The organism is Bacillus sp. URHA0034 (genome assembly GCF_056280405.1).
In genome coordinates this window covers 2,011,946-2,038,298 of the sequence record NZ_JBWCDK010000002.1, presented here as the reverse complement: position 1 = coordinate 2,038,298, position 26,353 = coordinate 2,011,946, and the positions used below count along the sequence as shown (strand labels likewise).

Here is a 26,353-nt window from a genome sequence, read left to right as displayed (position 1 = left end):
TTGGAGGGAAAGAAAATGACGTTAGAAGAGCAGCTCAAACAAAAGACGTATTATAAAATGTTCATCGATGAGCATGAAGACATTCACCCGATTCGCGTTCTAGGCGAAGCGTTTCAGGAAGAGGCAGCAAAGGATCTCCCAGACCTATCATCTATACGCTTTGCTCAAGGGGAAGTGTATTTTCATCATAAAGACTATGAAACGGCGATTTTTAAATGGGAAAACATCACCGATGAACTCGTCCCATGGGCAAAGAAAAATACTGGTGATGCCTATTATGAACTAGGTTTGCTTTCGACTGCCGAGGATATTTATACCGCAATCTCAAGCGATAATGCAACATTAAATACCGAGGTAGCTTTACAGCTTTTCTCTCTTTATCTAGAACGCGGCAAGACGGAGTCAGCGGTTGCCACGATTAAAAGGACAATTGCTGCAAACCCGGAGTATCCGAATGTTACCGAAATCGCCAGAACCTTTTTCGAAGAGCAGCAGGATTGGGATCATGCGGTTGAATTGGCCGTCTCCGAAGCCATGCGTTCGGAGGATCCAATTTGGTTTAATATTTTAAATACCTATGTAGACAAAGGTGTCACAAAAGGCCATGCACCGAGCTATTTTACCCCAGCCTTGATTCGTTTGTTTCAACTTGATAAGAAAAAATTTGAACAGCTCGTATCTTCACTATGGAAAAGTTACGAACACGAAGAATCTTATTTCACTTGGATCAGAGAAATCAACCAGCTATTACTACAACTCGACCTCGAAAGAGAAGATAGCTGGTATGAGCTATCAAAGCTTCACAAAATGGCTTATTTCGATTTAATAGAAGGCCGATATTTTATTAAAATGCTGCAAGATTTTATCCCGGACATGTTGACCAATTGGTTTCGCTTAGCGGATGAAAGGAATGTCGTGTTAGCATCTGCTGCGGTGCTTTCTTGGAACGAATTGTTCCCGGCTACAATCAGTTTATCGATCGTCTCTGAAGCGGAACAGCTGATTAGCATAACAGAGACGGACATCAATGAACTAGAGGAGAGCCTTGCACTATTTGATACCATTGTCGATTGGGCATCGGCACATGATATGGGAGAGAATAACCGATATAAATGGCTAGTCGAGCAATTAGTAGATTTTGATAGACAGCATCTGCTGATTACCGGGTTAACTGGAAGTGGAAAATCGACTTTTGTTAATACTGTTCTTGGGGAAGACCTTCAAGACAGCCCAACGTCATCACTTGTCATGTTTAGAGATAGTGATGAAGAAGAAATAATGGAAATAACTGATTGGCAAATTTCTAGTTTAGAAGGTTTTAATGAATTCCAAGAGCGAATGGACCGCCGCCGTAATGCCTTAGAATCCATTATTGAATTCAAGCTTCCAAACGGATTTTTGCAAGAAAACAAAGTGACTTTTATTGATACGCCCGGGTTAAAGGGAAATCACAATGACCGCTATGAAGTATTGAAAAACTTGCAAGTAGCAGATGCTGTCTTGTTTGTGCTTGATGGAAACTCTCCGTTTACCGACAAAGAACGAGGAGCGCTCGTCCAAATACAAGAATTAGCACCTGATATACCTGTACATTTTCTATTAAGCAAAATGGATACGATTGTTGGTGAGCATGAAGCGGTAAGAATATTTGAGGAAACCAAGTCAAGGATTCACTCAATTATACCGGATGCAAACGTGTTTGCCTTTTCTTCGCAATATGAAAGCCGTCAGCAGATGGGGGACATTAAAGAGTTTATTCAGTCGATCAAGGTTACTAGAAATCTAGAGGATAAACGACTGGCTAAGCTGTTGTTTTTTATTCGTACCACCATTGCCAGTCTATTGCAAAAACGAATTGATGTCGAAAATCAATTAGTAGAAGCGATCCGCTGGAATGAAGATATGCATATCAAGTTAAATGGTGCCGTTAATCAATTAAAGGATACGGAGGCACAAAAAACAAAGGCAATTACAAAATCGTACCGAACGATTCGGGAAACCATTCATAAGGATATTGCCAACACTATTCCTGCTATGTTGAAAGAATGCTCCTCCCTTATTAAGGAAGACAGCAACTTTAGTAATATTCATCTTGAACTGAACGAAGAAATGAATCGCCGACTACAAGAATACTTGGAACAAACGGTGATGCCTAAATTCTATGGTTCCTTACAGGATTGGATTGGCTATAGCAAAGAGGAGTTTGACCAGGCACAGGAATTTTTAAATGAGATGGCTGATGGCTTTAACCAGATGTACGGGGAAGAACATCTGACGCTTGCTTGTGATTTCAAGGTGCTCGATGATTGGCTCCGCGACACAGATCGTATGACAAGCAGATTCCAGCTGGAATCCGTCAATATCCTCCTTCGCCGGACGGCATCGCAATTTTTATTAAAGAGTGCCGGAAAATTATTCGGCGCAATATCGCAAAACAAAGCAATGCTTTATAACAAATACAAAGCCTTTGTAGAAAATGAGGATTACACAGAAACGATTGAAGAAGTTAGTAAGCAATTTTTCCAGCCATTTGAGCTGTTTGAAAAATCTCTAGAGCGGGATGTAACCTTATTCTTTAAGAGTCCTTTAAGGAATTTAACCACCGCAGTAGGTGAGGCTCAGCTGGGAATTGAATCAAACCAGGAGCAGCTGAATAAGATGAATACCAATCCGGAAATGTTCCGCGATCCATTAACATTATTCGGGGTAAGGCTCCGACAATTCGAATGGATGACTGTGGCCGGAAAAGGAATACAAACTGTATATTAATAGTTGAAAGGAGAACCTGTGAGGTTCTCCTTTTTTGGACTAATGCTGAGTATTCAAATCTTTTTTCTGATTTAAGGGTTTTTTTACAACTAAATTATTTTTGCTCAGTTAACCACTTAGCGATTTTCTCAGAATCTTGATCAGAAAGCAAATTACTAGGCATCATACCTCTGCCATCCTTCACAATGTTGAGGATCTCTTGCTCGCTGTATTTACCGCCAACTTTAGAAATATCTGGACCGGCTCCGCCTTTTAAATCATTGCCATGGCAGCTTAGGCACGTTTTCTTATAAATATCTTCTGCCGCGGATACTGTGTTATGATTTCCATGAGAAGACTTTGTTGCAGCTTCAGTTTTCGGTGTGAACACACTGTAAGGAACAAATTGGATTTCATGCGGTACACCATCTGCGACAATTTCTGTAATTAATTTTCCTGTCTTAGTATCCCAAACCTGGACCCCGCTTACGGCTGCACCGCCAAGTGTATAGGGATAACGCTTATCCATTCCATGGTTTAGTGTCCAAAGCTCTTTACCGTCTGGAGCTACGCCAACATGAGCGGGAACTGTTGTCCCTGTTGAGTTCCACTCAATTTTATGGGTTTTTACATTAAGTTTATAAATTTGATTTCCACCTGTTGTCACATATCCGTATTTGCTGTCCGGACTAAAGGCGATGTGAATCGGACTTTCCTTTAACTTAATTTCGTCAGAAACTTCAAGTGTTTTTGGATTAATGACGGCAACCTTTTTTGCGCCCATGACAGCAGCCCAAACATATTTGCCATCAGGAGTTAGGTTTGTACCATGGACCATGCCGCCAACCGGAATGTTTTTCGCGATTTCATTCGTCTTCATGTCAATTGCAACAACTTTGTTTTCGCTCTCAATACTTAAGAACATGTACTGTGTATCAATGGATTTTCCATCCCAATACATTGTTGGACTTAAGTAGCAGGTTCCTTTACCTGTCTGCAGGTCTTTGATTTTTTTCTTTTTGGCTAAATCAATCACGGAAAGGGTACCGTCATGCTGGTTTGCTACAAATAGATACTTATCATCAGGAGATAGGGCAATATGATGTGCGCCTTTTCCGGTTGGGAGTCTCCACTTTTCTCTCATCGTAACTGGATCAATGGCAATTACATAGGATGGTTCGTCGTAGTTATACCAGTCACCTGTGAACAGAGTTTTAAAATCTTTTGTAAAAGCGATGGCGTGGGTGTCATTTAAATTGGGATAAAAATCTTTATTGGTTCTTTCATTATATGGGCCGCCTGCATCGATGGTTGAGACTAGTTTGTGATACTTACCATCAATGACCCATAGTTTATTGGCCGTTCCAGCGCCGACAAAAGCGATTGTTTTACTGCCAAGCTGACCTCCAGCGAGTTTCTCATCAAAGCTTGCTGTTTTTACAACTTTTTCGGCTTTTGCAGTAGTCTTTTCCTGCGTAGCATTTGAACCGCATCCACTCGTGATTAGAGCCGTTAGCAGAAAAGCTGTCCATAATTTCTTCATGGGTGTTCCTCCTATTAATAGAGATACGTTAACTATAATAAATAACTTATCTATAAAAAGAGGACTGGTGTGAAGAATTAATGAACGAGACTTTTTGTTTCAAAGTTTGGACACAAGTTATTTTTTATTAATATTTTGAACAGCTAGTAGATGAAATCTTTGCTTCTTTTCCTAGTGCTCTTAAAGGATGACTAGCTACATAAAGGTAAGTCCCTATTAATAGCCTTTTACATAATTAACTAAATTAATGTTTGGAGTTTTTCCAGTTAAATAGGTTTGTAAATTGGGAATAAGGATGTTTTCAACGACCCGTTTATTATAGTGTTCCGTTGCCCCGGAGGTGTGCGGGGTAATAATGACGTTGTCCATTTCCCATAATGGACTTTCTGGACTTAGTGGTTCTGTTTCGAATACATCCAAACCGGCACCCGCAATCTCACCTTTTTGTAAAGCCGTAATTAGATCCGCTTCAACCACGATTTCACCTCGGCCAATATTGATAAAATAGGCAGACGGTTTCATTTGCTTAAACTGCTGCATTCCAATTAAGCTATGTGTATCTTTTGTAAGCGGCAAGGTTACTACCACATAATCACATTTTGGCAGCAACTCATCTAACTGGTCTGGTGTATACATTTCATCAACGAAGTCAGAAGGCTTCCCAGAGTGCCTGACTCCAAGCACCGTCATTCCAAAAGCTTTGGCTAATTTGGCTGTTTCTTTTCCGATTTCACCGACGCCTATTATCCCAATCGTTCTTTCGTGGATTTCGAGGCTGATGTGGGCATGATCCCAAGTTTTTGTTTGTTGATTTTTAACATAGGTATGGATTTTCCTTGTTAATCCGAGCATTAAGGCAAAGATAGTTTCAGAGATTGGATAGGCATGTACACCATTGGCGCTGGTTACATTAATATTTTTTGATTGCAGCTTCTCAAGAGGCAGCGAATCGACCCCGGCACTCCAGGTTTGCAGCCATTGCAGGTTTGACCCAGGGGTAAGGCAATAATCTGCTAATTCCTCTCTCCAGCCGGCAATAATTTCTGCATCCTTCGCATGTTTCTTCCAAACTTCTGGCTCTTTGCTGACAATTACATCCCATTCAGGGATGATGCCTTTAAGTTTGTCTATGTATTCCTGCTTTAAGTTTTGTGTAATGACTATTTTCCGGTTACTCATTTAACTCCCACCTTTATATTGATATAGACTAATCATATCGTATCTAAACTTAAAAATTAACCTTTTCTTTTTATCGGGCTGTGTAGAAAATTTAGACACTCTTGTTTGGGCAATTGTCCAATTGTTGCGGTGGAATTTTTGTTCATGCGGCAGGAACAGTTTTTTGTCCGCATGAGAGCGCCATGAGGACAGAAATAGCCTGTAGCAACAGTTTTTTGTCCGCATAAGAGCGCCATGAGGACAAGAATCGCTTGTATAAATAGTTTTTTGTCCGCATGAGAGCGCCATGAGGACAGAATTTGTCTGTAGCAACAGTTTTTTGTCCGCATAAGAGCGTCATGAGAGTCAAGTCCATTTAATTGTGTAAAAGTGTCAACAATGATTTTCAACTAAAAAAATTAGTATAGTGCACTACTATTATTTCGAATTTACATTGAGGGGCGGGCATGATAGCCTGGAGGGCAAGCCAGGTGTTGTTAGACGCCTGGCTTCCTGGCTTTACATCATGCCCGCTGGAGGCTCAATGTCAATTCGAAATTAGGTCATTATCCTTGGCTTGAATAGAGTGTTATTTATCTTTTGTATTTTTGAAATACAGAACATTATTTTTATTCCAATCCTCTTCAATATCCATTAATACTGAACCAATAATTCTGATAACTGACTGATCATTTGTAAAAATCCTAATAACTTTTTCTCTTCTACGCACTTCTTGGTTTAAGCGCTCAAGCATATTCGTTGTGCGTAAGTGTTTATGGTACTCGACCGGCTGGGAATGAAATTGGATAGCGTCCTCAAATCCATTTTCTAGTGTTTCAATCGCTTTTGAAAATCCCTTCATATCTTGATACTTCTCTACAAAGCGATTTTTTAATTTCCTTACCACGTCTATATCTGAGTTTTGGAAAAGGTCCTTTAGTTCTTGACGGGCTTCAACAGTACCCTTTTTCGGCATGGTATCCATGATGTTTCTTAGAAAATGAACACTACACCTCTGCCATGAAGTTCCTAAAAATGTTTCTTTAATGGATGTGACCAAGCCACCATGAGCATCAGAAATCACCATTTTAGGGGATTGAAGTCCTCTGGACTTTAGGTACTCAAAGAATGAAGTCCAGCTATCAATAGATTCGGTGTGATTGACTTTTAGGCCAATAATTTCTCTATGACCACTTGTACCCACCCCAACAGCAATGTGAACACTTTTAGAAACTACTTTATCGTTCTCACGAACTTTAATGTACATGGCATCAACGTACACATATGGATAATATTGCACGTTTAGTGGTCGGTTTCTCCAGTCGTTAATTACTGGGTCCACTGTTTTGATTAGGTTTGAAACGAGTGATTTAGACACACTAGTCCCACAAAGTTCCTCTACAATTTTAGTGATTTTACGAGTGGAAACACCATTCACAACCATCTCAATCATGGAAAGGATTAGAGCTTGATCGCAGCGTTTGTACTTTTCAAAGATGGTAGTAGAAAATTCTCCGTCCCTAGTACGAGGAACTTTTAATTTAAGAGAACCAACGCCAGTAATGAGTTGAGTTCACGTTCATAATAACCATTTCGATAGCCTCTACGTTCTTCGGTTCTTTCATGTGAGAGAGCGTTAATATATTCATCTCTTTCCTTTTCCATTAAAGAATTTAATATAAGTGATAAAGAAGCTTTCACAGGTGATTCTAATGAGCTATTCTCAACTTTGGCTTTGAGATCTTCTAAATTTATAGTAATATTAATTTGGGTCATCATCATGTCCTCCGTTTAAATGGTTTCTTGGTCGAAAACATTGTAACACGGGTCATGATGATGACCTATTTCTTTTTACACAATTATATGGACTTAATCGTCATGAGGACAAGAATCGCTTGTATTAATAGTTTTTTGTCCGCATGAGAGCTCCATGAGGACAGAAATAGCCTGTAGCAACAGTTTTTTGTCCGCATGAAGGCTCCATGAGGACAGAAATAGCCTGTAGCAACAGTTTTTTGTCCGCATGAGAGCACCATGAGGACAAGAAAAGCTTGTATTAACAGTTTTTTGTCTGCATGAAAGCTCCATGAGGGAAGAATAGCTTGCAGTTACAGCTTTTTGTCTGCAAGAACAATCAAAAAAAGTGTACCGTCTCGTCCTCCCATGTAGCTCGTGCAATAATCTTATCTATCATAAAAATTGCAAACTATGAATATGAAAATGAATATGAAGTGAATTTGAGGGGGGATATTAATGCAAAGTCAATCTTGCAGGGCCATTGTTACAGGAGGAGCTTCGGGCCTTGGAGAGGCTACTGTTCGCAACATCATTGGAAAGGGCGGAAAAGCGGTTATCCTCGACCAATCAGAAGAAAATGGTTCACGACTTAAGAATGAATTAGGAGAAGCTGCTTTATTTTTAAAAGCAGATGTGACCAAGGAAAAAGAGATTCAAGAGGCAATCAATCACGCGGCCGATTTCTTGGGTGAAATCAATACAGTAGTGAATTGTGCGGGTATCGGGATAGCCGATAAAGTATTGGGGAAGAAAGGGGTACATAATCTTGAACTCTTCTCCAAGGTCATCCAAGTAAATTTAATCGGTACCTTTAATGTCATCCGTTTGGCAGCAGAGAAAATGACAGGAAATACTGCGAATGAACAAAACGAGCGCGGTGTTATTATCAACACGGCTTCTGTGGCCGCTTTTGACGGACAAATCGGCCAAGCTGCCTATAGTGCCTCCAAAGGCGGGATCGTCGGCATGACCTTGCCGATTGCGAGAGAGTTAGCCCGTTACGGTATTCGCGTAATGACTATTGCACCGGGATTGTTCCACACACCGATGTTTGATACTCTCCCGGAAGAAGCAAGAATTTCACTTGGAAAAATGGTGCCGTTTCCTCCACGGCTAGGTTATCCAAGCGAATACGCACAGCTTGTCCAGAGTATTATCGAAAACCCAATGCTAAATGGTGAAACCATCAGGCTTGATGGGGCAATACGGATGCAGCCTAAGTAATAGGATGGAAGGGACGACATATCGTCATCTCTTTTTAGTTAAGAATCCATTTTCTACATGTCATAACGGAGTAAAATTAAGCTGATAAAACTGGAGGGATTCCCATTAGGAGAATCCCTTACTTAAAATTATCCTCCAAAGAACAAATCAAGAATGTTCGAAGCGGTCGATGTTTTTTTATTATAAAACTCTGAATATCCGCAGTTCTTACAAAAAACAACTGTGAATGTGTTGTGCTGCAGATCAAACATCTTGGATAGTCCTGTTCCTGTCATTGCTACATCTTTCGTGCCAGTCTCCCTGCTTCCGCATTTAATACAACCTTTTTCACTCATCGCCATCAACTCCAAATGTAAATATCTCAAGATATTTACGATTGACACCAGAAAAAGTTGCTAATTAAATGTAAAAATATTCTAAAATTTTCTGCCCTTTTTGATACAATAGGGGTATGTGGATATAATTTGGAAATGATTTTCTAATTAATGTAGAATTGCTCTTTGTTTTTGTAGAATTGCTGTTTTTTTCGTAGAATTACCCTTTATTTTTGTAGATAAAAGCTTAGATTTGTAGAATAACCGTAAGAATTGGTAGAATCCACAAAATGATTCTTTGCTTAAATCAAATCGAAAAAGTAAGCGTTTGCAAAATCAGGGAGAGAGGTTATTAGAATGAAACATCCATACTTAAACGAAGATCATGAAATATTTCGCCAGTCATTAAGAAAGTTTTTAGAAAAAGAAGCATATCCCTTCTATGAGCAGTGGGAAGAAACTCGGATGGTTCCTCGGTCATTCTGGAAGAAAATGGGGAAGCAAGGCTTTCTGTGTCCGGATATTGATGAAAAGTATGGCGGCAGCGAGGTCGACTGGGGATTTGCCGTAGTCATCAATGAGGAGCTTGAACGAGTCGGGTCAGGCTTAGTGGGTATCGGGCTCCATAATGATATTGTCATTCCGTATATAACCTCTTACGGAACGGATGAACAAAAACAGCGCTGGCTGCCGAAGTGCGTAACAGGCGACATTATTACAGCCATCGCAATGACTGAACCCGGAACCGGCTCAGATTTAGCCAACATAAAAGCTACAGCAAAACTGGACGGCGACTATTATACAGTCAATGGTCAAAAGACCTTTATCACGAACGGAATTCAATCTGACTTGATCCTTGTTGCCGTCAAAACAGACCCACAAGCGGTTCCTAAACACAAAGGCGTGAGTCTCCTTGTGATTGAGCGGGATACACCGGGATTCTCTCGAGGGAGAAAACTGAACAAAGTCGGTCTGCATTCTCAAGATACCGCCGAATTAATTTTTGATGACTGCCGTGTCCCTAAGGAAAACTTACTGGGAGAGGAGGGCAAAGGATTTCTATATTTAATGGAAAAACTCCAGCAGGAACGCCTTCTAGTCGCGATTGGAGCGCAAACGGCGGCAGAAGTGATGCTCAAGACGACGATTGACTATGTGAAGAGCAGGGAAGCCTTTGGAAAACCAGTTAGCCAGTTTCAAAATACCCAGTTTAAGATTGTCGAAATGGCTACCGAAATTGAAATGGGCAGAGCCTTTTTAGACCAATTAATCGCCGAACACATTGAAGGGAAGAACGTGGTAACAAAGGTGTCGATGGCCAAATGGAAACTAACAGATATAGCTAAACGGGTCGCTTCCGAATGTATGCAGCTCCACGGCGGCTATGGCTATATGGAAGAATATGAGATTGCGAGGCGATTCCGCGATATTCAAGTTTCAAGCATTTACGCTGGGACAAACGAAATCATGAAAACGATTATTGCTAGAAATCTAGGATTATAGGGGGAAGTAATCATGCGTGAGGTTGTCATTATCGAAGGCGTTCGTACACCAGTAGGTAGAAAAAATGGGGTTTTAAAGGATATCAGGCCGGATGACCTGGCAGGTTTAACCCTAAAAGAGCTGGTAAAAAGGGCAGGTATCAATCCGGCAATCATTGATGATGTTATTTTAGGATGCGTGACTCAAGCGGGGGAGCAGGCTGGAGATATTGCAAGGGTTGCCGCATTAATTGCCGGATTTCCAATCGAGGTCCCGGGAACAACGATTGACCGTCAATGCGGCTCCAGCCAGCAAGCCGTTCATTTCGCGGCACAAGCAATTCTTGCCGGCGATATGGATGTGGTTATTGCTGGCGGTGTTGAAAGCATGTCCCGAGTGCCAATGGGATCCAATTACAAGGGAGCGGAAGAGCCATTTAGCCCGACGTTACGGTCAAAGTATGAAATGATTCACCAGGGTCTGTCGGCCGAACGAATTGCTGGTAAATATGGATTAACCCGAGCGGAACTTGACCGATTTTCACTGGAGAGCCACCAGAAGGCCCTTAAGGCACAGGAAGAGGGATATTTTGCAAGAGAGGTTTTTCCGATTAAGGTAACCCTTCCTGATGGAACTTCGGCTGTTATAAAGGATGATTCGGGGCCAAGAAAAGGAACTTCCCTTGAAGCATTATCTGGTTTACGGCCTTCTTTTAAAGAGGATGGTGTGATTCATGCCGGGAATTCCAGCCAAATTAGTGACGGTGCTGCCGCCTTATTACTGATGTCACGGGAAAAAGCAGAACAACTTGGTCTTAAGCCGCGTTTCCGAGTCCACACACGTGTGGTCGTTGGATCAGACCCGACCTTAATGCTGACAGGACCGATCCCGGCGACAGAAAAGGCGCTTGAAAAATCAGGCCTTTCGATTGATGATATTGATGTATTTGAAGTCAATGAAGCCTTTGCACCAGTACCTCTGGCGTGGCTGAAGGAGACAGGTGCCAATCCAGCAAAGTTAAATCCGAACGGAGGTGCGATTGCCCTAGGACACCCTCTTGGCGGCAGTGGTGCACGTTTAATGGTTACGATGATGCACGAGCTCGAGCGGACCGGTGGGAGATATGGATTACAAACCATGTGCGAAGGTCATGGAATGGCAAATGCGACGATTATTGAGAGGTTGTAACCGCGTTAAAATATGAATTCGCTGATAAAACTGGAAAACCGCTGATAACCCGAAAAAAATCGCCGATAAACAAAAATTCTATTCCAAATCCTTATGAATAAATAATTGGAGGCGGCCTAATGAGTACTACGATTGGCAAAATCTTTGATTTAACAGTGAAAAAGCTCCCGAACAAACCGGCCATTTACGATGTCAGAAAAAATGTCCGTTACACTTATCGAGAGTGGAGCGAACAAGTGAATCGGCTCGCCAATGCCCTTTTAAAAGAAGGGGTAAAAAAAGGAGACCGCGTATCCACTTTCATGTTTAATACTGAAGAATTAGGAACGTCACTGTTTGCCTGCGCCAAAATCGGAGCAGTATTTAATCCAATAAATTTCCGGTTAACTCCAGAGGAGGTTGCATTTATTCTTTCAGATGCCACCCCAAAGGTCGTCCTTTTTGAAAAAGCTTTAGAGACTGTAATTGAGGCGATTGCAGGCCGATTTGATCAAACAGCCTTTTGGTATATCGAGGAAGATCAGCCGGACTATGCTGCATCGTATCAAGAAAAACTGGCGGATGCCACGAATGAGGACATAAAAATAGAGATAGATGAATCTGACATCTATGCGTTTATCTATACAAGCGGAACAACTGGAAGGCCAAAAGGCGTGATGCATACACACCGCAATATGGTAGATCAAAGCCTATTGTGTATTGCTGCCGAAAAGCTTGAAGCAAGCGATGTGGGTCTTGTTACGGCCCCTATGTTCCATTGTGCTGAACTCCATTGTGCCTTTATCCCAAGAGTCCATGTCGGGGCCAGTAATGTTATTTTGCATCAGTTTAATCCGAAGGCGATCCTTCCATTAATTGAACAAGAAAAAATAACGAAACTGTTTGCCGCTCCAACGATGTGGAATATGCTCCTTCAAGAGGATTTAACTCAATATAATCTCTCCAGTCTGAAGCTAGGACTTTACGGTGCGGCTCCCATGGCCCCATCGCTTGTTCACGCGCTGCATGACCGCTTAGGTATTTCTCTGGTCCAGGCTTACGGGATGACGGAAATGGGACCTGCCATTACCTTCTTGTCAGAGAATGATCAGCTTCGGAAAGCAGGCTCTGCTGGACAAGCGGCTCTGAGTCATGATATTCGAATTGTCCGCACAAGAGAGGATGGTCCTTCTGATCCGGATGATATCGTTCCGGTGGGAGAAACGGGGGAGATTATTGTACAGGGGCCATGTATGATGAGGGGTTATTTCAATCGGGAAGCTGCAACTGAAAATGCTCTTTATAAAGGCTGGTACCACTCTGGGGATATCGGTTATCTGGATGAAGAAGGATACCTATATGTCAATGACCGTGTTGATGACATGATTATAAGCGGCGGAGAAAATATTTATCCACGGGAAGTAGAAGATTTATTGCATGGGTATCCAGGTGTGTTGGACGTCGCCGTCGTGGGGCAGCCTGATGACCGCTGGGGTGAGTCGGTTACTGCTTTTATTGTAAAAAAGAATCCGGCGGTTACAGAGCAGGAGCTGGATGAGTATTGTAAAAACAGCGACAAGCTGGCTAATTATAAACGACCTCGCAACTATGTTTTTTGTGAGACACTTCCGCGGAATGCAAGCGGTAAAATTCAAAAATTTATTTTGCGTAAACAATTAGAGCAGCTTCTAGCCCCGGATTCCAGTAAATAGGAAAGGGTTTTGTCTATGCTAAAAGGGATAAAGGTGATTGATTTTACCAACTATCTTCCGGGACCATTTGCGACGCTCAGATTAGCGGAATTGGGTGCAGAAATCATCAAGGTAGAGTCGCCTGAAGGAGATCCGGCCAGGAATACAGGAGTATTGAAGGATAATACGGGCCTTGTTTTTCTCGCTAATAACAGGCAAAAGAAGAGTATTACTCTTAATCTGAAGGAGCAGGATGACTTGGGGACGGCAAAACGCTTGATCTCCCAAGCTGATGTGGTATTAGAAAGTTTCAGACCGGGTGTAATGGAAAAACTCGGTTTGGGATATCAAGCCATTCAACAGGTGAAGCCTGATATCATTTATTGTTCTATCTCTGGCTATGGCCAAAATGGTCTGTTAAGTAAGCTTGGCAACCATGACATTAATTATATGGCACTAAGTGGAGTTCTTTCTCAGCTTAAAGATCATCAGGGCAGACCAATTCATCCATCCATTACCCTTGCTGATTATTTAGGCGGGTTTGCCGCCAATGAGCGGATTCTGGCAGGGCTTGTTTCAAAACTTTTGACAGGGAAGGGAAGCTATCATTCTATTTCCATTACTGATCAACTAGTATCTTTGCTTGGAAATCATGTTTTGATAGAAAAAGAAACAGGTGAAGGAACAGGTATTAATGTTTTGAACGGCAGCCTTATTTCGTATGCCCTTTACGAAACAAAGGATCAGCGTTACATGAGCTTAGCAGCCTTGGAGCCAAAGTTTTGGAAGAATTTTTGTTTAGCACATGGTCGTGAGGATTGGTTGAGTGCTCACTTTTCCAAAACAGATGCTTCCAACCACGTCTACCAGGAGATCACCGGCCTTTTTAAAAGTAAGACGTTTTATGAATGGATTGAGTTCGCCCAAGTAGTGGATTGTTGTATGGCACCTGTGCTTGAGGTGAGGGAACTGAGTGAGAACCCATACTTTAAGGAAAAGGAACTCGTTTTTCAATCGCCTTGGGGAGATTATCAGGTTAAAATGCACAGTGACTTACCTCTTTCCGTAATGGTCCCTCCTCCTAAAAAGGGGGAGCATGAAGCAGAGATTTTAAAAGATATTTTTATATAACTGGTTAAGGCTGTCGGTTAATCCGATAGCCTTATTATTTTATTTAGTAGTAAAACGATCATCTTGGAAAGGCATATACGGGTGTTGCTCTTGTATGAAGAGGGGATAAGAAGAATTCACTCTCATCAACAAGAAATTACCACTCAGTTTTTTTAATTAATAGAGCAGGATCGGCTCCTATAGCAGTATAATAGAGTCAGTTCCTAAAATTGAAAGGAGATGCCATTTTGTTCGAACAAGCACTTTCCCTGCTAAAAACTCACTTCGGTTATAGTTCCTTCCGCAACGGGCAGGAACAGGCAATCCGGTCCGTTTTATCAGGCCAGAATACCATATGTGTCATGCCAACAGGCGGCGGTAAATCGATTTGTTATCAAATTCCCGCCCTCGTTCTTTCAGGGACCACAATCGTTATATCCCCATTGATTTCCTTAATGAAGGATCAAGTTGATACCCTTATCCAAGCAGGAATCCCAGCCACATTTATTAATAGCTCGTTAAGCTTTGCAGAGGCAAGCAGGAGAATCAACGAAGCAAAAGCAGGTAAATATAAGCTATTGTACATAGCGCCCGAAAGATTAGAGTCCTATGATTTTATCGAGGACTTAAAACAGATGGAAATTCCATTAGTAGCCGTGGATGAAGCCCACTGTATCTCCCAATGGGGACACGACTTCCGCCCAAGTTACCGTCATATCCAGCAGATGGTTCACAACCTGCCGCAAGAACCGGTAGTACTCGGCCTTACAGCAACTGCGACACCAAGGGTTCGGGAAGATATTTGCTATTCTCTCGAAATCGATCAAGCGAATACGATTATTACTGGATTTGAACGGGTTAACTTATCTTTTTCCGTTATTAAGGGGCAGGACCGTCTTAAGTTCCTTTTTGATTATCTAAAAAAGAATCGACAAGAAGCAGGAATTATTTATGCGGCTACACGAAAGAATGTTGATCAGCTATATGAAAAACTACGCAAGGAACAAATTGATGCTGCCCGCTATCATGCAGGCATGGGGGATGCAGAGCGAGCACGGGAACAGGAACGCTTTTTAGAGGATAAAGCATCTGTTATGGTTGCAACCTCAGCGTTTGGCATGGGGATAGATAAATCCAATATCCGCTATGTGGTTCATTTTCAAATGCCCAAAAATATGGAGAGCTATTACCAGGAAGCAGGCCGTGCTGGCCGGGATGGGTTAGATAGTGAATGTATTTTGCTTTATTCCCCGCAGGATGTCCAAGTTCAGCGTTTTCTTATCGATCAATCAAGTGATCGCGGTAGAATGACACAGGAGTTAGAAAAGCTTCAGCAAATGGCGGATTACTGTCATACCGAGAACTGCCTTCAGGAATTTATTTTAAACTATTTTGGTGAAACTGAAACGGAAAGCTGCGGAAGATGTGGTAATTGCTTAGATTCAAGAAGCAAGGTAGATGTAACCAAAGAGGCACAAATGGTGATGTCCTGTGTGATTCGAATGGGACAGCGCTTTGGGAAAAATCTGACTGCTCAAGTGTTAACGGGCTCAAAGAACAAAAAAGTCTCAGAGATGGGCTTTGATAAGCTGACCACTTATGGAATCATGAAAAACCAGGGTGCAAAAGAAGTGGGCGAATTTATTGAATTCCTAATCTCACAAGAACTAATCGCGATCGAGCAGGGGCAATTTCCAACCATCTTTGTCGCACCTAAGGGTAAGGATGTCCTCCTGGGCAAGCAGCAGGTCTACCGAAGAGAAGCAGTGCAGGTCACACAAGTTTCGAAAAATGATCCACTATTTGAGTACTTGAGAGAAGTGCGTAAACAAATTGCTGATACGGAAAATGTCCCGCCATTTGTGATTTTCTCAGATGCCGCGCTTAAAGATATGTGTGCCAAACAGCCGAAAACGAATGAGGAATTTTTACAGGTGAGTGGAGTTGGAGAGCACAAGCTGCAAAAATATGGGCTCGAGTTTATTCAGGGTATTCGTAAGTTTCTTGAGGAGAATCCAGAATATCAGAGTGAAGAAGTACCAGCATCCAATGCGCCGAAAAAAACGACCAAAAGGCCTGTTCGTGACTCTCATTTAGAAACGTATAGCTTATATAAAGAAAATCTGTCTTTAAATGAAATTGCTGAAAAGAGGGACTTATCTCTCAAAACGGTTGAGGAACATATCATCCAATGCGCACAGCAGGGGATGGAGGTTAACTTTACCGAACTCATTCCTGGCGAGTATCTGCCATTACTGAAGCAGGCTGTATCGGAAGCAGGAAGAAGCCGCTTAAAACCGATTAAGGAACTACTGCCTGAAGAAGTCAGCTACTTTATGATTAAGGCATATCTTTATTTTTTAAGTAAATAATCAGGTCTATACTGATAATAAAAGAAAGCTATTGAAGTTGGGGTAAGTTTAAGGCTTCGAGTGAGGGTTTATAACCCCTTGAACAGCAAGTGGTGGGTGTGCTACAGCAGTTATGAGCGGTTTATGGCCGCTGAAGAGCAAGAGATGAAGGTGCTACGACAGATAAGAGAGGTTCATAACTGTTGAAAAGCAAGAGATGAAGGTGCTACGACAGATAAGAGAGGCTCATAACTGCTGGAAAGCAAGAGATGGAAACCCTACGGCAGTTTTGAGAAATTAATTGATAACCGCTGAACAGCACATAATTTATTAGTTTCATAACCTTGGGGCAGCCGAGAATGGAGGAATCCTTGCAGTTATGGAAACCTCACTATCTCTTGCAGTGAGGTTTTCCTCATTGATAATTGTCGAAATCCCAATATTCTTGTTGATATTTCCCTGGAAATTGTCGATAAACAGGGAGAGTTCCTTCCTTAGTGCCCCTCCTTATCGTACTCCTCTAAGAATGGTTTATTAGCGTAATAATACATCATCGCCATAAAAACAGCACCGCCAATTAAGTTACCAATCGTGACCGGTACCAAATTATGTACGACACCTGCCCAAGAAATTGTTCCCGGATGATTTAATACTAAAGCAATTGCGAATGTACACATATTAGCAATACTGTGTTCATAGCCAGAAATAAAGAAGCAAAATACAAACAGCATCATCGCAAACATTTTCGGTCCATCCCCTTTTAACCCCATTGGAAGGAAAAAGGCCATACAAACGAGCCAGTTACATAGAATAGCCCGGAAAAATAATTGGGTTGTTGGAACCTGCATTTTTATTTCCACAACATGAAGTAAAAAACTATTAACAGACGAATCAGCAAAAAGTCCAGTAGTAAAGATAATAAAGGCGAACACCAATGCTCCTAAAATATTTCCAATATAACTGCAGATCCATAGTTTTATGACATCTAGCCACACCATTTTTTTCCTGATGGCTGCATAGGTGTAGTAAAATGTATTACCGGTAAACAAATCACCGCCGCCATAAGCTATTAAAATGATTGCTGCCCCAAAAGTAAGTGCTGCCATAGGATAGGCAAACGGTGAATCTTTTAAATAAAAAAAGTTTCCTGTCTTAAAGGCGACAATGACACCAAAGCCAATAAACATACTCGCGAGCATCGCCCTTAATAAATAGCGAAGGATACTTTGCCGAAAAATTTTAACTTTTTTTAAAGCGAGCTTTTCCGCTTCACTTAAAGGTTGCATTTCCATCTAGATTACCACCATTCGTACATTTATTATTATCTGTATATTGTAAACGAAAGTAGTCGGGATATGTATAATTTTGGGGAATATTCCTTGAATAGACACATATTAGGCAACATAGAATTGTGTAATAGTTAAAACAACCCATTTTTCTAGAAATCAGCTATAATAAAAAGGTTTTGAAGACTGATTTTTAAGGAGTAAATATGTTAACTAGAAAAAATATAACCCCAGAATATGATCCATGGGAAGCTTACTTAGATATTGAGGAGTATGGGAAGCCTCTGCTTTCAAATATTGAATTCACCACTACAACACTATGTAATATGCGCTGCGAACACTGTGCAGTTGGTTATACATTGCAGACAAAGGATCCGCAAGCATTACCGCTTGAACTGTTATTAAAGAGATTAGACGAGATTCCAACATTACGCTCCTTAAGTATTACAGGGGGAGAACCAATGCTATCGTTATCCTCTGTAAAAAATTATGTTGTACCGCTCTTAAAGTACGCCCATGAGCGTGGGGTAAGAACGCAAATCAATTCCAATCTAACCCTGGATTTAGGACGTTATGAGTTAATTGTTCCTTATTTAGATGTCTTACATATTTCACATAACTGGGGTACTGTAGAAGATTTCGCTCAAGGCGGGTTTGCGAGAATGGAGAAACAGCCTGATAGTAAACAACGGGAAGCCTATTTTACAAGAATGATAGAAAACAGCCGTGAACTGGTGAAGTCGGGAATAATGGTTTCTGCAGAAACAATGTTAAACAAGCGGACGCTTCCACATTTAGAAAAGATTCACCGTCAAATAGTTGATGAGATGTTATGTCAGCGGCATGAGATTCATCCGATGTACCCGAGCGATTTTGCCAGCAACCTTGAAACCTTGTCGCTTAGAGAGTTAAGAGAGGCCATCCATCATTTATTGGATATTCGTGATGAAAAAATCTGGATGTTGTTTGGAACCCTTCCGTTTTATGCTTGCAGCAGTAATGAAGAGGATTTAATCCTTTTAAAAAGATTATATGATAGTAAAAATGTTACCGTCAGAAATGATCCTGATGGCCGTTCCCGTTTGAATGTGAACATCTTTAATGGTGATATCATCGTAACGGATTTTGGTGATACACCAGCCCTAGGAAATATTCAAACAACCAATTTGTTAACTGCATACCATAATTGGCAATCCTCTAAACTAGCCAAAGAATTAAGTTGTCATTGCCCAGCTGCAGCGTGCCTAGGCCCTAATATTTTAGTGAAAAGCAGTTATTACCAAGATACAGACTTTTCAACACGGAAGGCAAAAGTGGTAAAATCACAGAAATAACAATCTATGTAACTATGTTATATAGTAAGAGTATGAATGGTTTCTTTGTTTTTTTTCGTAGATTCTAATAAACTTTAAGGTTAACCAGTTTCCTGGTTGACCTTTTCTATTATTATAACTTTAACTGCTATAGCTCATTCCCTTTTGTAAAGGATGATAAAATCAAGAATAAGAAAGTGACTTAGGATGGAGAGTGCCAAAGACGTGAAGATATTAACAGTTGAAAATTTAGTACGAAAGTTTTCTTTGGATGTATTGGCTGGAGAAAATCAATTACAAAAAACCATTACACAATCCCGATCTCATCGTCCGGGTTTAGAATTCGTGGGACACTTTGATTTTTTTCCGACTGAACGTGTTCAAATCCTTGGAAGAAAAGAAATTACCTATTTGCATAAGTTAAGCATTGAGGAGCGTCAAATACGAATAGGTAATATCGTTAAATACCACCCGCCATGCTTTATCGTTACAGCGGGACAGGAAGGACTAACGTATTTAACTCAGTATTGTATTGAAGAGGGAATCCCGTTGTTATGTACGTTAGAGCCTCAAACGACTTCTGAATTTATTATGAAGCTTGATGCTTATATGGTAAAAAAGTTAGCTCCAGAAATCGCCGTACACGGTGTATGTATCAATGTATATGGAATGGGCATTTTACTTCGAGGGAAATCAGGAATTGGTAAAAGTGAAATTGCACACACAATGATTGGCAGAGGTCATCGGCTTGTGGCTGATGATATTGTTGTATTAAAAAAGCTTAGTCCAAGAACCATACTTGCCACACATGACGGAAAAACGAAGGAGTTCCTTGCTTTAAGAAGTGTCGGACTATTGAATGTAGTCCGCCTATACGGGAGAAAAGCATTTCAGGACGAGACGAGGGTCGCACTCGATATTGAACTAACCAAATGGCAAAAAAATTCCCTTCATAATGAATTGGATCACGAATCTAAATTTACGGAATATATGGACGTGCGAATACCTCATATTGAGATTCAGCTCCAACCTGGCCGTGATGTTGCGGGGTTGATTGAAGCCGCAGCAAATAACTGGCTTCTGAAGCAGGAAGGATATAGTGCTGCAGAGGAGTTTATGAGACGACTGGAATCTGATTTTAGTTTGTAATAGGAGTCGAGCGCCTTCCGCTCCAATCAAAAGAGTATAAAAAACAACAATATCGTTTAACAGAGCCTTACTTAAATGACTAAAAAATAAAAATATCACAATGAGACATTAATTTGTCTCTTTTTTTTGCAGTTTGGAACAATAAAAGGAAGAGGAGGGAAATAAATGGATCATATTGAAGCATTTTTACGAAGCAAGAATTGGCGGGATACCGATTTAGACTCAAGGTATATCAATGTCAATCATCCTTATGCTATCCTGGTTTCCGAGGATGAGGGGCAAATTACATTAAGAGGAAATGCTGGAATGGATAATGGCCAAAATGGTGAAGAAATTTTTACTTTCACTTCTTTGAATCAGCTCCAAGAATGGTTTGAAGACAATATTGGAGAGTAGTGACGGGGCATTTGCACCCGTCTTTTGTTTGTTGTGTAGAGATCATTTTCAGACCATTTTCTTTCAAATGTGAAAAAATAATTCGTTTACCAGTCTAACTAATAAAAAATTTTTTGAAAAAAGGTATTGAAAAAAGAAATTTTTTTTCGTATAATCATTTTTGTTGGAAGTGCTTTCATAGTATTTCTGCAAAAATAGATATAACCTAGAGGGGTGGCAGTTTAATGGATGCCTATTTATTACTAGTTACACTTGTCTCAATTGTTATTGTTATTTTAGGAGTTTCATTGTTTAAGTGGCATGCGTTTATTAGTTTAACAGTAGCAGGATTATTCTTGGCGATTATGTCAGGATTAGGTTTAGATAAGATTGTAGCCGCTTACGAAACAGGAGTTGGCGGTACGTTAGGGCACTTAGTCGGAATCTTGGCTTTGGGAACTATTTTAGGAAAGATGTTATCTGAATCAGGCGCAGGTTTGCAGATTGCTAATTTCTTTATCAAAGTATTTGGTGAGAAGAAACTGCCTTGGGCTATGTTTTTATCAGGGTTTGTCATCGGGATCCCTGTTTTCTTTGAAGTTGGAATTTTAATTTTATTACCGCTTGTTATCTCCATTCAAAAAGCATCAAAACAAAATATCTTATTAATTGGTTTACCAGCGATTGCAGGTTTGTCAATTGTTCATGGACTCGTTCCTCCCCATCCAGGTGCGATTGCTGCGATTGGGCTTTACGGGGCTAATCTCGGTAAAGTATTACTGTATTCTTTAATTATTGCAATTCCAGCCGGCATCATTGGCGGACCACTATTTGCGAAATTTATCAATAAACGTGTAGTTCCCGTTGGAGAACCTGAATTAGTTCGTATTGATGACCATATGGATAAAAAGGCATTGCCAAGTGTAGGAATTTCTTTCCTAACGATCTTAATGCCCGTTATTTTAATGGTTTTAGGAACAGCAGCGCCCTATTTACCTGTACCAGCTGGATTTGAAAAGTTCTTAGTGTTTATTGGAAGTCCGATCATCGCTTTACTAATCTCTTGTTTCCTTGCCTTTTATTTCCTAGGCTTCCGTCAGGGAATCGATAAAAACAAGATACAGAAATTTACAGAGGAATGCATCCTCCCAGTAGGTTCGATTGTCTTAATTATCGGTGCCGGCGGTGGATTTAAGCAGATTCTGATTGAAAGTGGAGTAGCAAAGGTTATTGCCTCTATGTCAGAAGGAATGTCATTATCTCCTCTTGTATTAGCATTTTTGATTGCTGGTTTAATTCGAATTGCAACTGGTTCAGCTACAGTTTCTTTAACAACGGCAGCTGGGATTGTTGCCCCAATTGTAGCTAACATGTCAGGGGTTAATTTAGAATTACTTGTTATCGCTACAGGAGCAGGTTCGTTAATGTTCTCTCATGTTAACGATGCCGGCTTTTGGATGGTGAAAGAGTATTTGGGTCTTTCGATTCAAGAAACATTTAAGACATGGACTGTCCTGGAAACGATTTTATCCTTCATTGCGTTCGCAGGTGCACTTATTCTTAACATTTTTGTATAAATAGTAAGAGGATGGCCCTTAGGCCATCCTCTTAATTATTGATGAATAAACTATATTCTTGTATCGGATATCGCTTCTCTTACTTTCCCAAGTGAGTGTTTTGCTTTTTCTTTATTAAGGATCATTATATTCACATATAGTGCGTCAATGATGCTTAATTGGGCGATTCTGGATGAGAGAGCTTCGGAACGGTATTCTGTTTCTTCTGAACTAGTAAAAAGTGCTACATCCGAATACTGGCAAATCGGCGATTTTGGATAACTTGTAATGCCAATTGTTTTTGCCCCATTTTTTTTAGCTGTCTTTAATACATTTAGGGTATCTTTATTTGTGCCAGAGTGGGAGATCACAACAGCAACGTCATTTTCTCCTAACTGTGAAGCAGACATGAGTTGGAAATGGGTATCTATAAATGCAAACGCTTTAATTCCGGTGCGCACAAATTTATGAAAAGCGTCCATTGCTACCACATTTGATCCACCAGTACCATAAAACTCCACCCGTTTAGCCTTGATTAGCAGACCAACTGCTTTTTGAATGGAAGTTTCATCAAGGATTTGCAAGGTGTTTTCTAATGTTCTGATATTTGAATGAAAAATTTTATCGGCCACAGTTTTTTCATTATCGTTTTCACTGATTTCCTCATGAATCTGCTGGATGGGTTCAATAATTTCAGAAGCAAGAGCAATTTTCATGGCTTGATAACCCTTAAAGCCAATCCGCTTACAAAAGCGGAATACAGTAGCATCAGCTACTTGCAAATCTTCGGCAACTTCATTGATGGTATTATGAATTATTTTATCAGGATTCTGCAAGATATAATCTGCTACTTTCTTTTCCTTCTCACTAAGCCGAGCATAATAAGATCGTATCTTTCCCAGACAGTTTTGCGCCATTACTTGTTTTCCTCTCTATAAAAAAATCGTATCTTTAGTATAGCATGAAATTTTCTGAAAAAATATTTTTTCAAGTAGTATTTGATTTAAGAAATAAATTTTCATATAATGGAACTATCAAGAAAAATTTATTTCGGAGGGTTTGCTCATGGAGATCGGATTAATTGGATTAGGAAAAATGGGTTATAATCTTGCACTTAATTTAATGGAAAATAAACATAATGTAGTCGCATTTGATGTAAATAAGGAAGCTGTAAAAAAACTAAGCGGGGATGGGGCGATTGGTGCTGAGTCAATTTCTGCACTTGTTAATCAGCTTTCCATGCCTAGAATCATATGGATAATGGTTCCTTCTGGGCCTATCACTGAACAAGTGGTTGAGGAGCTTAAGGACGTATTGGCAGAAGGTGATATCGTTATTGACGGTGGAAATTCACACTATAAGGACTCTATCCGAAGAGGAACGGAACTTGCAGAGAAGGGCATCCATTTCTTCGACGCTGGAACGAGCGGCGGTATGGCTGGTGCTAGGGAAGGCGCCTGTATGATGATAGGCGGGGATAAGGAGATTTTTAGCACAATTGAGCCGGTTATTCGTGATATTAATGTAGATAATGGCTATTTGTATGCAGGCAAGAGCGGCAGCGGCCATTTCTTAAAAATGATTCATAATGGAATAGAGTATGGAATGATGCAGGCAATTGCGGAAGGGTTTGAAGTTTTGGAAAAAAGTGATTTTGATTTTGATTATGAAAAGGTTGCGCGTGTTTGGAATAATGGTTCCGTCATCCGCTCTTGGCTGATGGAACTAACGGAAAACGCCTTTTCTAAAGATCCGAAACTCGATTCTATTAAAGGGGTTATGCATTCTTCGGGAGAAGGAAAATGGACAATTGAAACAGCACTTGAACTTCAAGCCGCCATGCCTGTAACAGCTTTGTCACTGATGATGCGATATCGCTCACTCGAGGAAGATACCTTTACTGGTAAAGTTGTCGCTGCTTTAAGAAATGAATTTGGCGGCCATGCGGTTGAAAAGAACTAAAAGGGTAGTAAAGAAGCATCCGGCATTAAGCCGGATGCTTTTCTTCTTTTTAAATAAGTCACTTTATCCACTTCTCTTGAAAACTTGTAATCGGGCCATATTCATTTTCTAAAACTCGGGAGACACGGATATAGATTGGGGTTAAGTCATTATAAATTTCTACATTAGTTTCGATTGGCTGATGGGCATGGGTTGAACCCACTAATTCAGACATAATCGAAAAGTCCTCAATTTCCCCCAATGCATACATACCAAGAACGACAGCGCCAAGACATGAGCTTTCGAAGCTTTCTGGGACAACAACCTCTTGGTTGAAAATATCAGCCATCATCTGCCGCCATAATTCAGATCGGGCAAAACCGCCAGTTGCTTGAATTTTGGTGGGTACACCAATGATTTCTTGAAGCGCAAGTAAAACAGAATATAAATTTAAAATGACACCTTCTAGTACCGCGCGAATCATATGTTCCTTTTTGTGATGAAGGCCAAGGCCGAAAAAGGACCCTCTTGCATGAGCATTCCAAAGTGGTGCACGTTCCCCGGCTAAATAAGGGTGGAATAGAAGGCCGTCAGCACCTGGAGCAACCTTGGAGGCAATTTTCGTTAATACTTCATAGGGGTCAATGCCCAAACGTCTCGCTGTTTCCACTTCAGCCGAAGCCAGCTGGTCACGCACCCAACGGAAGGTCATGCCGCCATTGTTGACCGGACCCCCAACAACCCAATGTTTCTCGGTTAACGCATAACAAAAGATTCTTCCTTTAGGATCTGTCACAGGCCGGTCTGTCACTGTCCGGATAGCTCCGCTTGTCCCAATCGTAACAGCCACTACGCCGGGGTCAATCGCATTAACTCCTAAATTGGAAAGAACGCCATCACTTGCGCCAACTACAAAAGGCGTTTCTGTAGATAGGCCCAGCTCTGCGGCAAACTCCTGTTTTAAGCCTGTTAAATAATAGGTAGTCGGGACAGGTTCAGCTAGTTTATCGCTGCTAATTCCCGCTACTTCTAAGGCTTCCGTATCCCAAGCAAGCTGTTCGAGATTAAACATGCCTGTTGATGACGCGATCGAATAGTCGACAACATATTTGCCAAATAACTTGTGGAATACATATTCCTTTATCCCGATAAATTTACCTGTCTGATTAAAGAGTTCAGGTTTGTCGTGGCGCAGCCAAGTAATTTTGCAGAGTGGTGACATAGGGTGAACCGGGGTCCCCGTCCTTCGATAGATAGCGAGTCCGTTAAGATCGTTTTTAATCGTTTCAGCCCAGGCAGTTGCCCGGCTGTCTGCCCAGGTTATACAGCGGGTAAGCGGTTTATTCTCATCACTCATGGCAATGACACTATGCATGGCAGAACTAAATGAGACAAGTTTAATTTTTTTTGAATCGATTTCGCCCTTGTTGATTGCAACCTTGATAGTTTCCACCACTGCTCGGAAAATTTCGTCTGGGTCTTGCTCGGCAACCGATGGGGTTGGGCTAAATAGTGGATATTCCACATGGTGCATACTTATGACAGTCCCTTTATCTTTATAAAGAACTGCCTTTGTACTAGTTGTTCCGATATCTACGCCGAGATAGTAAGATAGGTTATCCATTAGACAATCTCCTTCATTATTAAATAGAAGATTTTTGACTTAAAAAATGCCTCTAGATAATAAATAATATGAAAAAATTTTTCTTATAAGGTAATTGTACCTGAAATAATTATTGATTCAAAACTTTTTTACTCCTGAAAATGGTTTTAAACATGTGCAAATAGTATAGGTTAATAATTCAAAGACCAGCTATATCTCATTTTCTGTTAAAAAGGAATTTTATATGTAGCAATATGGAAGAATAGGTATTGCCTGAAAATTTCTATTTTAAGTAAGGAAGAAGAGGTTCGTACCTATGTTGTCTGACTAATGTCAGAATAAATAATTGCTGATTATCGGCAAAACACCACTTGCTTACATTTATGGGAGCGTGGTAATCTTTAATTTAGTCTTATGAAAATCTGACATCCTTAACCCAAGCAGGCAGCCTTTCCTATTGCTAAGGCTGCTTGTTTTTTTAGTTATTGCTTACAATACTTCTTTTGCATTAAACTAGATATTAAATGTTGAAACATGTGGTGAAT

The 26,353-nt window shown here is 40.7% G+C and carries 18 protein-coding genes and 1 pseudogene; 12 read left to right on the top strand and 7 right to left on the bottom strand.

All coding sequences use genetic code 11. The features are described 5' to 3' along the window. Positions 1 to 15: 15 nt before the first annotated feature. Positions 16 to 2,769, top strand: a complete 2,754-nt coding sequence (locus ACZ9EE_RS11760) for a dynamin family protein (protein ID WP_476027252.1) — start codon at positions 16 to 18, stop codon at positions 2,767 to 2,769. 94 nt (positions 2,770 to 2,863) lie between these two features. On the opposite strand, the gene ACZ9EE_RS11755 is transcribed toward ACZ9EE_RS11760, so the two are convergent. From ACZ9EE_RS11755 to ACZ9EE_RS11745, 3 genes and pseudogenes are all read right to left on the bottom strand, one after another. Further along, complete coding sequence (locus tag ACZ9EE_RS11755; protein WP_476027250.1) at positions 2,864 to 4,291, bottom strand: DUF5074 domain-containing protein; 1,428 nt, start codon at positions 4,289 to 4,291, stop codon at positions 2,864 to 2,866. Positions 4,292 to 4,507: 216 nt separating this feature from the next. Continuing rightward, complete coding sequence (locus tag ACZ9EE_RS11750; protein WP_476027248.1) at positions 4,508 to 5,470, bottom strand: D-2-hydroxyacid dehydrogenase; 963 nt, start codon at positions 5,468 to 5,470, stop codon at positions 4,508 to 4,510. 568 nt (positions 5,471 to 6,038) lie between these two features. After that, a pseudogene (locus ACZ9EE_RS11745) lies at positions 6,039 to 7,225 on the bottom strand (IS256 family transposase). A 477-nt stretch (positions 7,226 to 7,702) separates the two neighbouring features. Between ACZ9EE_RS11745 and ACZ9EE_RS11740 the strand changes: the two are divergent. Continuing rightward, entirely contained in the window at positions 7,703 to 8,470 is a 768-nt protein-coding gene (locus tag ACZ9EE_RS11740; protein ID WP_476027246.1) for a 3-hydroxyacyl-CoA dehydrogenase, read from the top strand. Positions 8,471 to 8,598: 128 nt separating this feature from the next. On the opposite strand, the gene ACZ9EE_RS11735 is transcribed toward ACZ9EE_RS11740, so the two are convergent. After that, a complete protein-coding gene (locus ACZ9EE_RS11735; protein WP_476027244.1) occupies positions 8,599 to 8,805 on the bottom strand; it encodes a zinc ribbon domain-containing protein in 207 nt (68 codons plus the stop codon). 336 nt (positions 8,806 to 9,141) lie between these two features. Between ACZ9EE_RS11735 and ACZ9EE_RS11730 the strand changes: the two genes are divergently transcribed. The 5 genes from ACZ9EE_RS11730 (at position 9,142) to recQ (ending at position 16,606) form a co-directional block, all read left to right on the top strand. Next, positions 9,142 to 10,287 (top strand): acyl-CoA dehydrogenase family protein, encoded by a 1,146-nt coding sequence (locus ACZ9EE_RS11730; protein WP_476027242.1) that lies wholly within the window; start codon positions 9,142 to 9,144, stop codon positions 10,285 to 10,287. 12 nt (positions 10,288 to 10,299) lie between these two features. Then, positions 10,300 to 11,454, top strand: coding sequence for a thiolase family protein (locus ACZ9EE_RS11725; RefSeq protein WP_476027240.1), 1,155 nt, complete (start codon positions 10,300 to 10,302; stop codon positions 11,452 to 11,454). Between the two features lie 119 nt (positions 11,455 to 11,573). Beyond that, the gene (locus tag ACZ9EE_RS11720; protein WP_476027238.1) at positions 11,574 to 13,145 is read left to right on the top strand and encodes a fatty acid--CoA ligase; all 1,572 of its coding nucleotides are present in this window, start codon (positions 11,574 to 11,576) and stop codon (positions 13,143 to 13,145) included. A gap of 15 nt (positions 13,146 to 13,160) precedes the next feature. Next, positions 13,161 to 14,255: a CaiB/BaiF CoA transferase family protein gene (locus ACZ9EE_RS11715; protein ID WP_476027237.1), complete on the top strand. Its 1,095-nt coding sequence runs from the start codon at positions 13,161 to 13,163 to the stop codon at positions 14,253 to 14,255. A gap of 227 nt (positions 14,256 to 14,482) precedes the next feature. Beyond that, positions 14,483 to 16,606 carry a DNA helicase RecQ gene (recQ, locus tag ACZ9EE_RS11710; protein ID WP_476027235.1) on the top strand — a complete coding sequence of 708 codons (2,124 nt, stop codon included), beginning with the start codon at positions 14,483 to 14,485 and terminating at the stop codon, positions 16,604 to 16,606. Between the two features lie 473 nt (positions 16,607 to 17,079). Here recQ and ACZ9EE_RS11705 read toward each other — a convergent pair whose 3' ends face one another. Then, the gene (locus tag ACZ9EE_RS11705) at positions 17,080 to 17,877 is read right to left on the bottom strand and encodes a formate/nitrite transporter family protein (RefSeq protein ID WP_476027233.1); all 798 of its coding nucleotides are present in this window, start codon (positions 17,875 to 17,877) and stop codon (positions 17,080 to 17,082) included. Positions 17,878 to 18,077: 200 nt separating this feature from the next. On the opposite strand from ACZ9EE_RS11705, the gene yfkAB reads away from it, so the two are divergent. From yfkAB to ACZ9EE_RS11685, 4 genes are all read left to right on the top strand, one after another. Further along, positions 18,078 to 19,205: a radical SAM/CxCxxxxC motif protein YfkAB gene (gene yfkAB, locus ACZ9EE_RS11700; RefSeq protein ID WP_476027231.1), complete on the top strand. Its 1,128-nt coding sequence runs from the start codon at positions 18,078 to 18,080 to the stop codon at positions 19,203 to 19,205. A gap of 186 nt (positions 19,206 to 19,391) precedes the next feature. Beyond that, on the top strand, positions 19,392 to 20,333 hold the full coding sequence (gene hprK / locus ACZ9EE_RS11695) for an HPr(Ser) kinase/phosphatase (RefSeq protein ID WP_476027229.1): 942 nt from the start codon (positions 19,392 to 19,394) through the stop codon (positions 20,331 to 20,333). Between the two features lie 165 nt (positions 20,334 to 20,498). Further along, positions 20,499 to 20,729 carry a hypothetical protein gene (locus tag ACZ9EE_RS11690; RefSeq protein ID WP_476027227.1) on the top strand — a complete coding sequence of 77 codons (231 nt, stop codon included), beginning with the start codon at positions 20,499 to 20,501 and terminating at the stop codon, positions 20,727 to 20,729. A gap of 224 nt (positions 20,730 to 20,953) precedes the next feature. After that, positions 20,954 to 22,285 carry a GntT/GntP/DsdX family permease gene (locus tag ACZ9EE_RS11685; RefSeq protein ID WP_476027225.1) on the top strand — a complete coding sequence of 444 codons (1,332 nt, stop codon included), beginning with the start codon at positions 20,954 to 20,956 and terminating at the stop codon, positions 22,283 to 22,285. Between the two features lie 50 nt (positions 22,286 to 22,335). Here the strand turns inward: ACZ9EE_RS11685 and ACZ9EE_RS11680 are convergent, their stop codons facing one another. After that, the gene (locus ACZ9EE_RS11680) at positions 22,336 to 23,181 is read right to left on the bottom strand and encodes a MurR/RpiR family transcriptional regulator (protein WP_476027223.1); all 846 of its coding nucleotides are present in this window, start codon (positions 23,179 to 23,181) and stop codon (positions 22,336 to 22,338) included. 148 nt (positions 23,182 to 23,329) lie between these two features. Here ACZ9EE_RS11680 and gnd point away from each other — a divergent pair, with 148 nt between their 5' ends. Then, on the top strand, positions 23,330 to 24,226 hold the full coding sequence (gene gnd, locus ACZ9EE_RS11675) for a phosphogluconate dehydrogenase (NAD(+)-dependent, decarboxylating) (protein WP_476027221.1): 897 nt from the start codon (positions 23,330 to 23,332) through the stop codon (positions 24,224 to 24,226). 58 nt (positions 24,227 to 24,284) lie between these two features. Here gnd and gntK read toward each other — a convergent pair whose 3' ends face one another. After that, positions 24,285 to 25,829, bottom strand: a complete 1,545-nt coding sequence (gntK, locus tag ACZ9EE_RS11670; protein ID WP_476027219.1) for a gluconokinase — start codon at positions 25,827 to 25,829, stop codon at positions 24,285 to 24,287. Positions 25,830 to 26,353 lie beyond the last annotated feature (524 nt).

Excerpts from the sequence above, each read along its gene's own strand:
- gntK (WP_476027219.1), bottom strand. The coding sequence starts at position 25,829 with ATGGATAACCTATCTTACTATCTCGGCGTAGATATCGGAACAACTAGT.
- hprK (WP_476027229.1), top strand. The coding sequence starts at position 19,392 with ATGGAGAGTGCCAAAGACGTGAAGATATTAACAGTTGAAAATTTAGTA.
- ACZ9EE_RS11755 (WP_476027250.1), bottom strand. The coding sequence starts at position 4,291 with ATGAAGAAATTATGGACAGCTTTTCTGCTAACGGCTCTAATCACGAGT.
- gnd (WP_476027221.1), top strand. The coding sequence starts at position 23,330 with ATGGAGATCGGATTAATTGGATTAGGAAAAATGGGTTATAATCTTGCA.
- yfkAB (WP_476027231.1), top strand. The coding sequence starts at position 18,078 with ATGTTAACTAGAAAAAATATAACCCCAGAATATGATCCATGGGAAGCT.
- ACZ9EE_RS11680 (WP_476027223.1), bottom strand. The coding sequence starts at position 23,181 with ATGGCGCAAAACTGTCTGGGAAAGATACGATCTTATTATGCTCGGCTT.
- ACZ9EE_RS11720 (WP_476027238.1), top strand. The coding sequence starts at position 11,574 with ATGAGTACTACGATTGGCAAAATCTTTGATTTAACAGTGAAAAAGCTC.
- ACZ9EE_RS11760 (WP_476027252.1), top strand. The coding sequence starts at position 16 with ATGACGTTAGAAGAGCAGCTCAAACAAAAGACGTATTATAAAATGTTC.
- ACZ9EE_RS11715 (WP_476027237.1), top strand. The coding sequence starts at position 13,161 with ATGCTAAAAGGGATAAAGGTGATTGATTTTACCAACTATCTTCCGGGA.
- ACZ9EE_RS11725 (WP_476027240.1), top strand. The coding sequence starts at position 10,300 with ATGCGTGAGGTTGTCATTATCGAAGGCGTTCGTACACCAGTAGGTAGA.
- ACZ9EE_RS11735 (WP_476027244.1), bottom strand. The coding sequence starts at position 8,805 with ATGAGTGAAAAAGGTTGTATTAAATGCGGAAGCAGGGAGACTGGCACG.
- ACZ9EE_RS11750 (WP_476027248.1), bottom strand. The coding sequence starts at position 5,470 with ATGAGTAACCGGAAAATAGTCATTACACAAAACTTAAAGCAGGAATAC.
- ACZ9EE_RS11690 (WP_476027227.1), top strand. The coding sequence starts at position 20,499 with ATGGATCATATTGAAGCATTTTTACGAAGCAAGAATTGGCGGGATACC.
- ACZ9EE_RS11740 (WP_476027246.1), top strand. The coding sequence starts at position 7,703 with ATGCAAAGTCAATCTTGCAGGGCCATTGTTACAGGAGGAGCTTCGGGC.
- ACZ9EE_RS11685 (WP_476027225.1), top strand. The coding sequence starts at position 20,954 with ATGGATGCCTATTTATTACTAGTTACACTTGTCTCAATTGTTATTGTT.
- ACZ9EE_RS11705 (WP_476027233.1), bottom strand. The coding sequence starts at position 17,877 with ATGGAAATGCAACCTTTAAGTGAAGCGGAAAAGCTCGCTTTAAAAAAA.
- ACZ9EE_RS11730 (WP_476027242.1), top strand. The coding sequence starts at position 9,142 with ATGAAACATCCATACTTAAACGAAGATCATGAAATATTTCGCCAGTCA.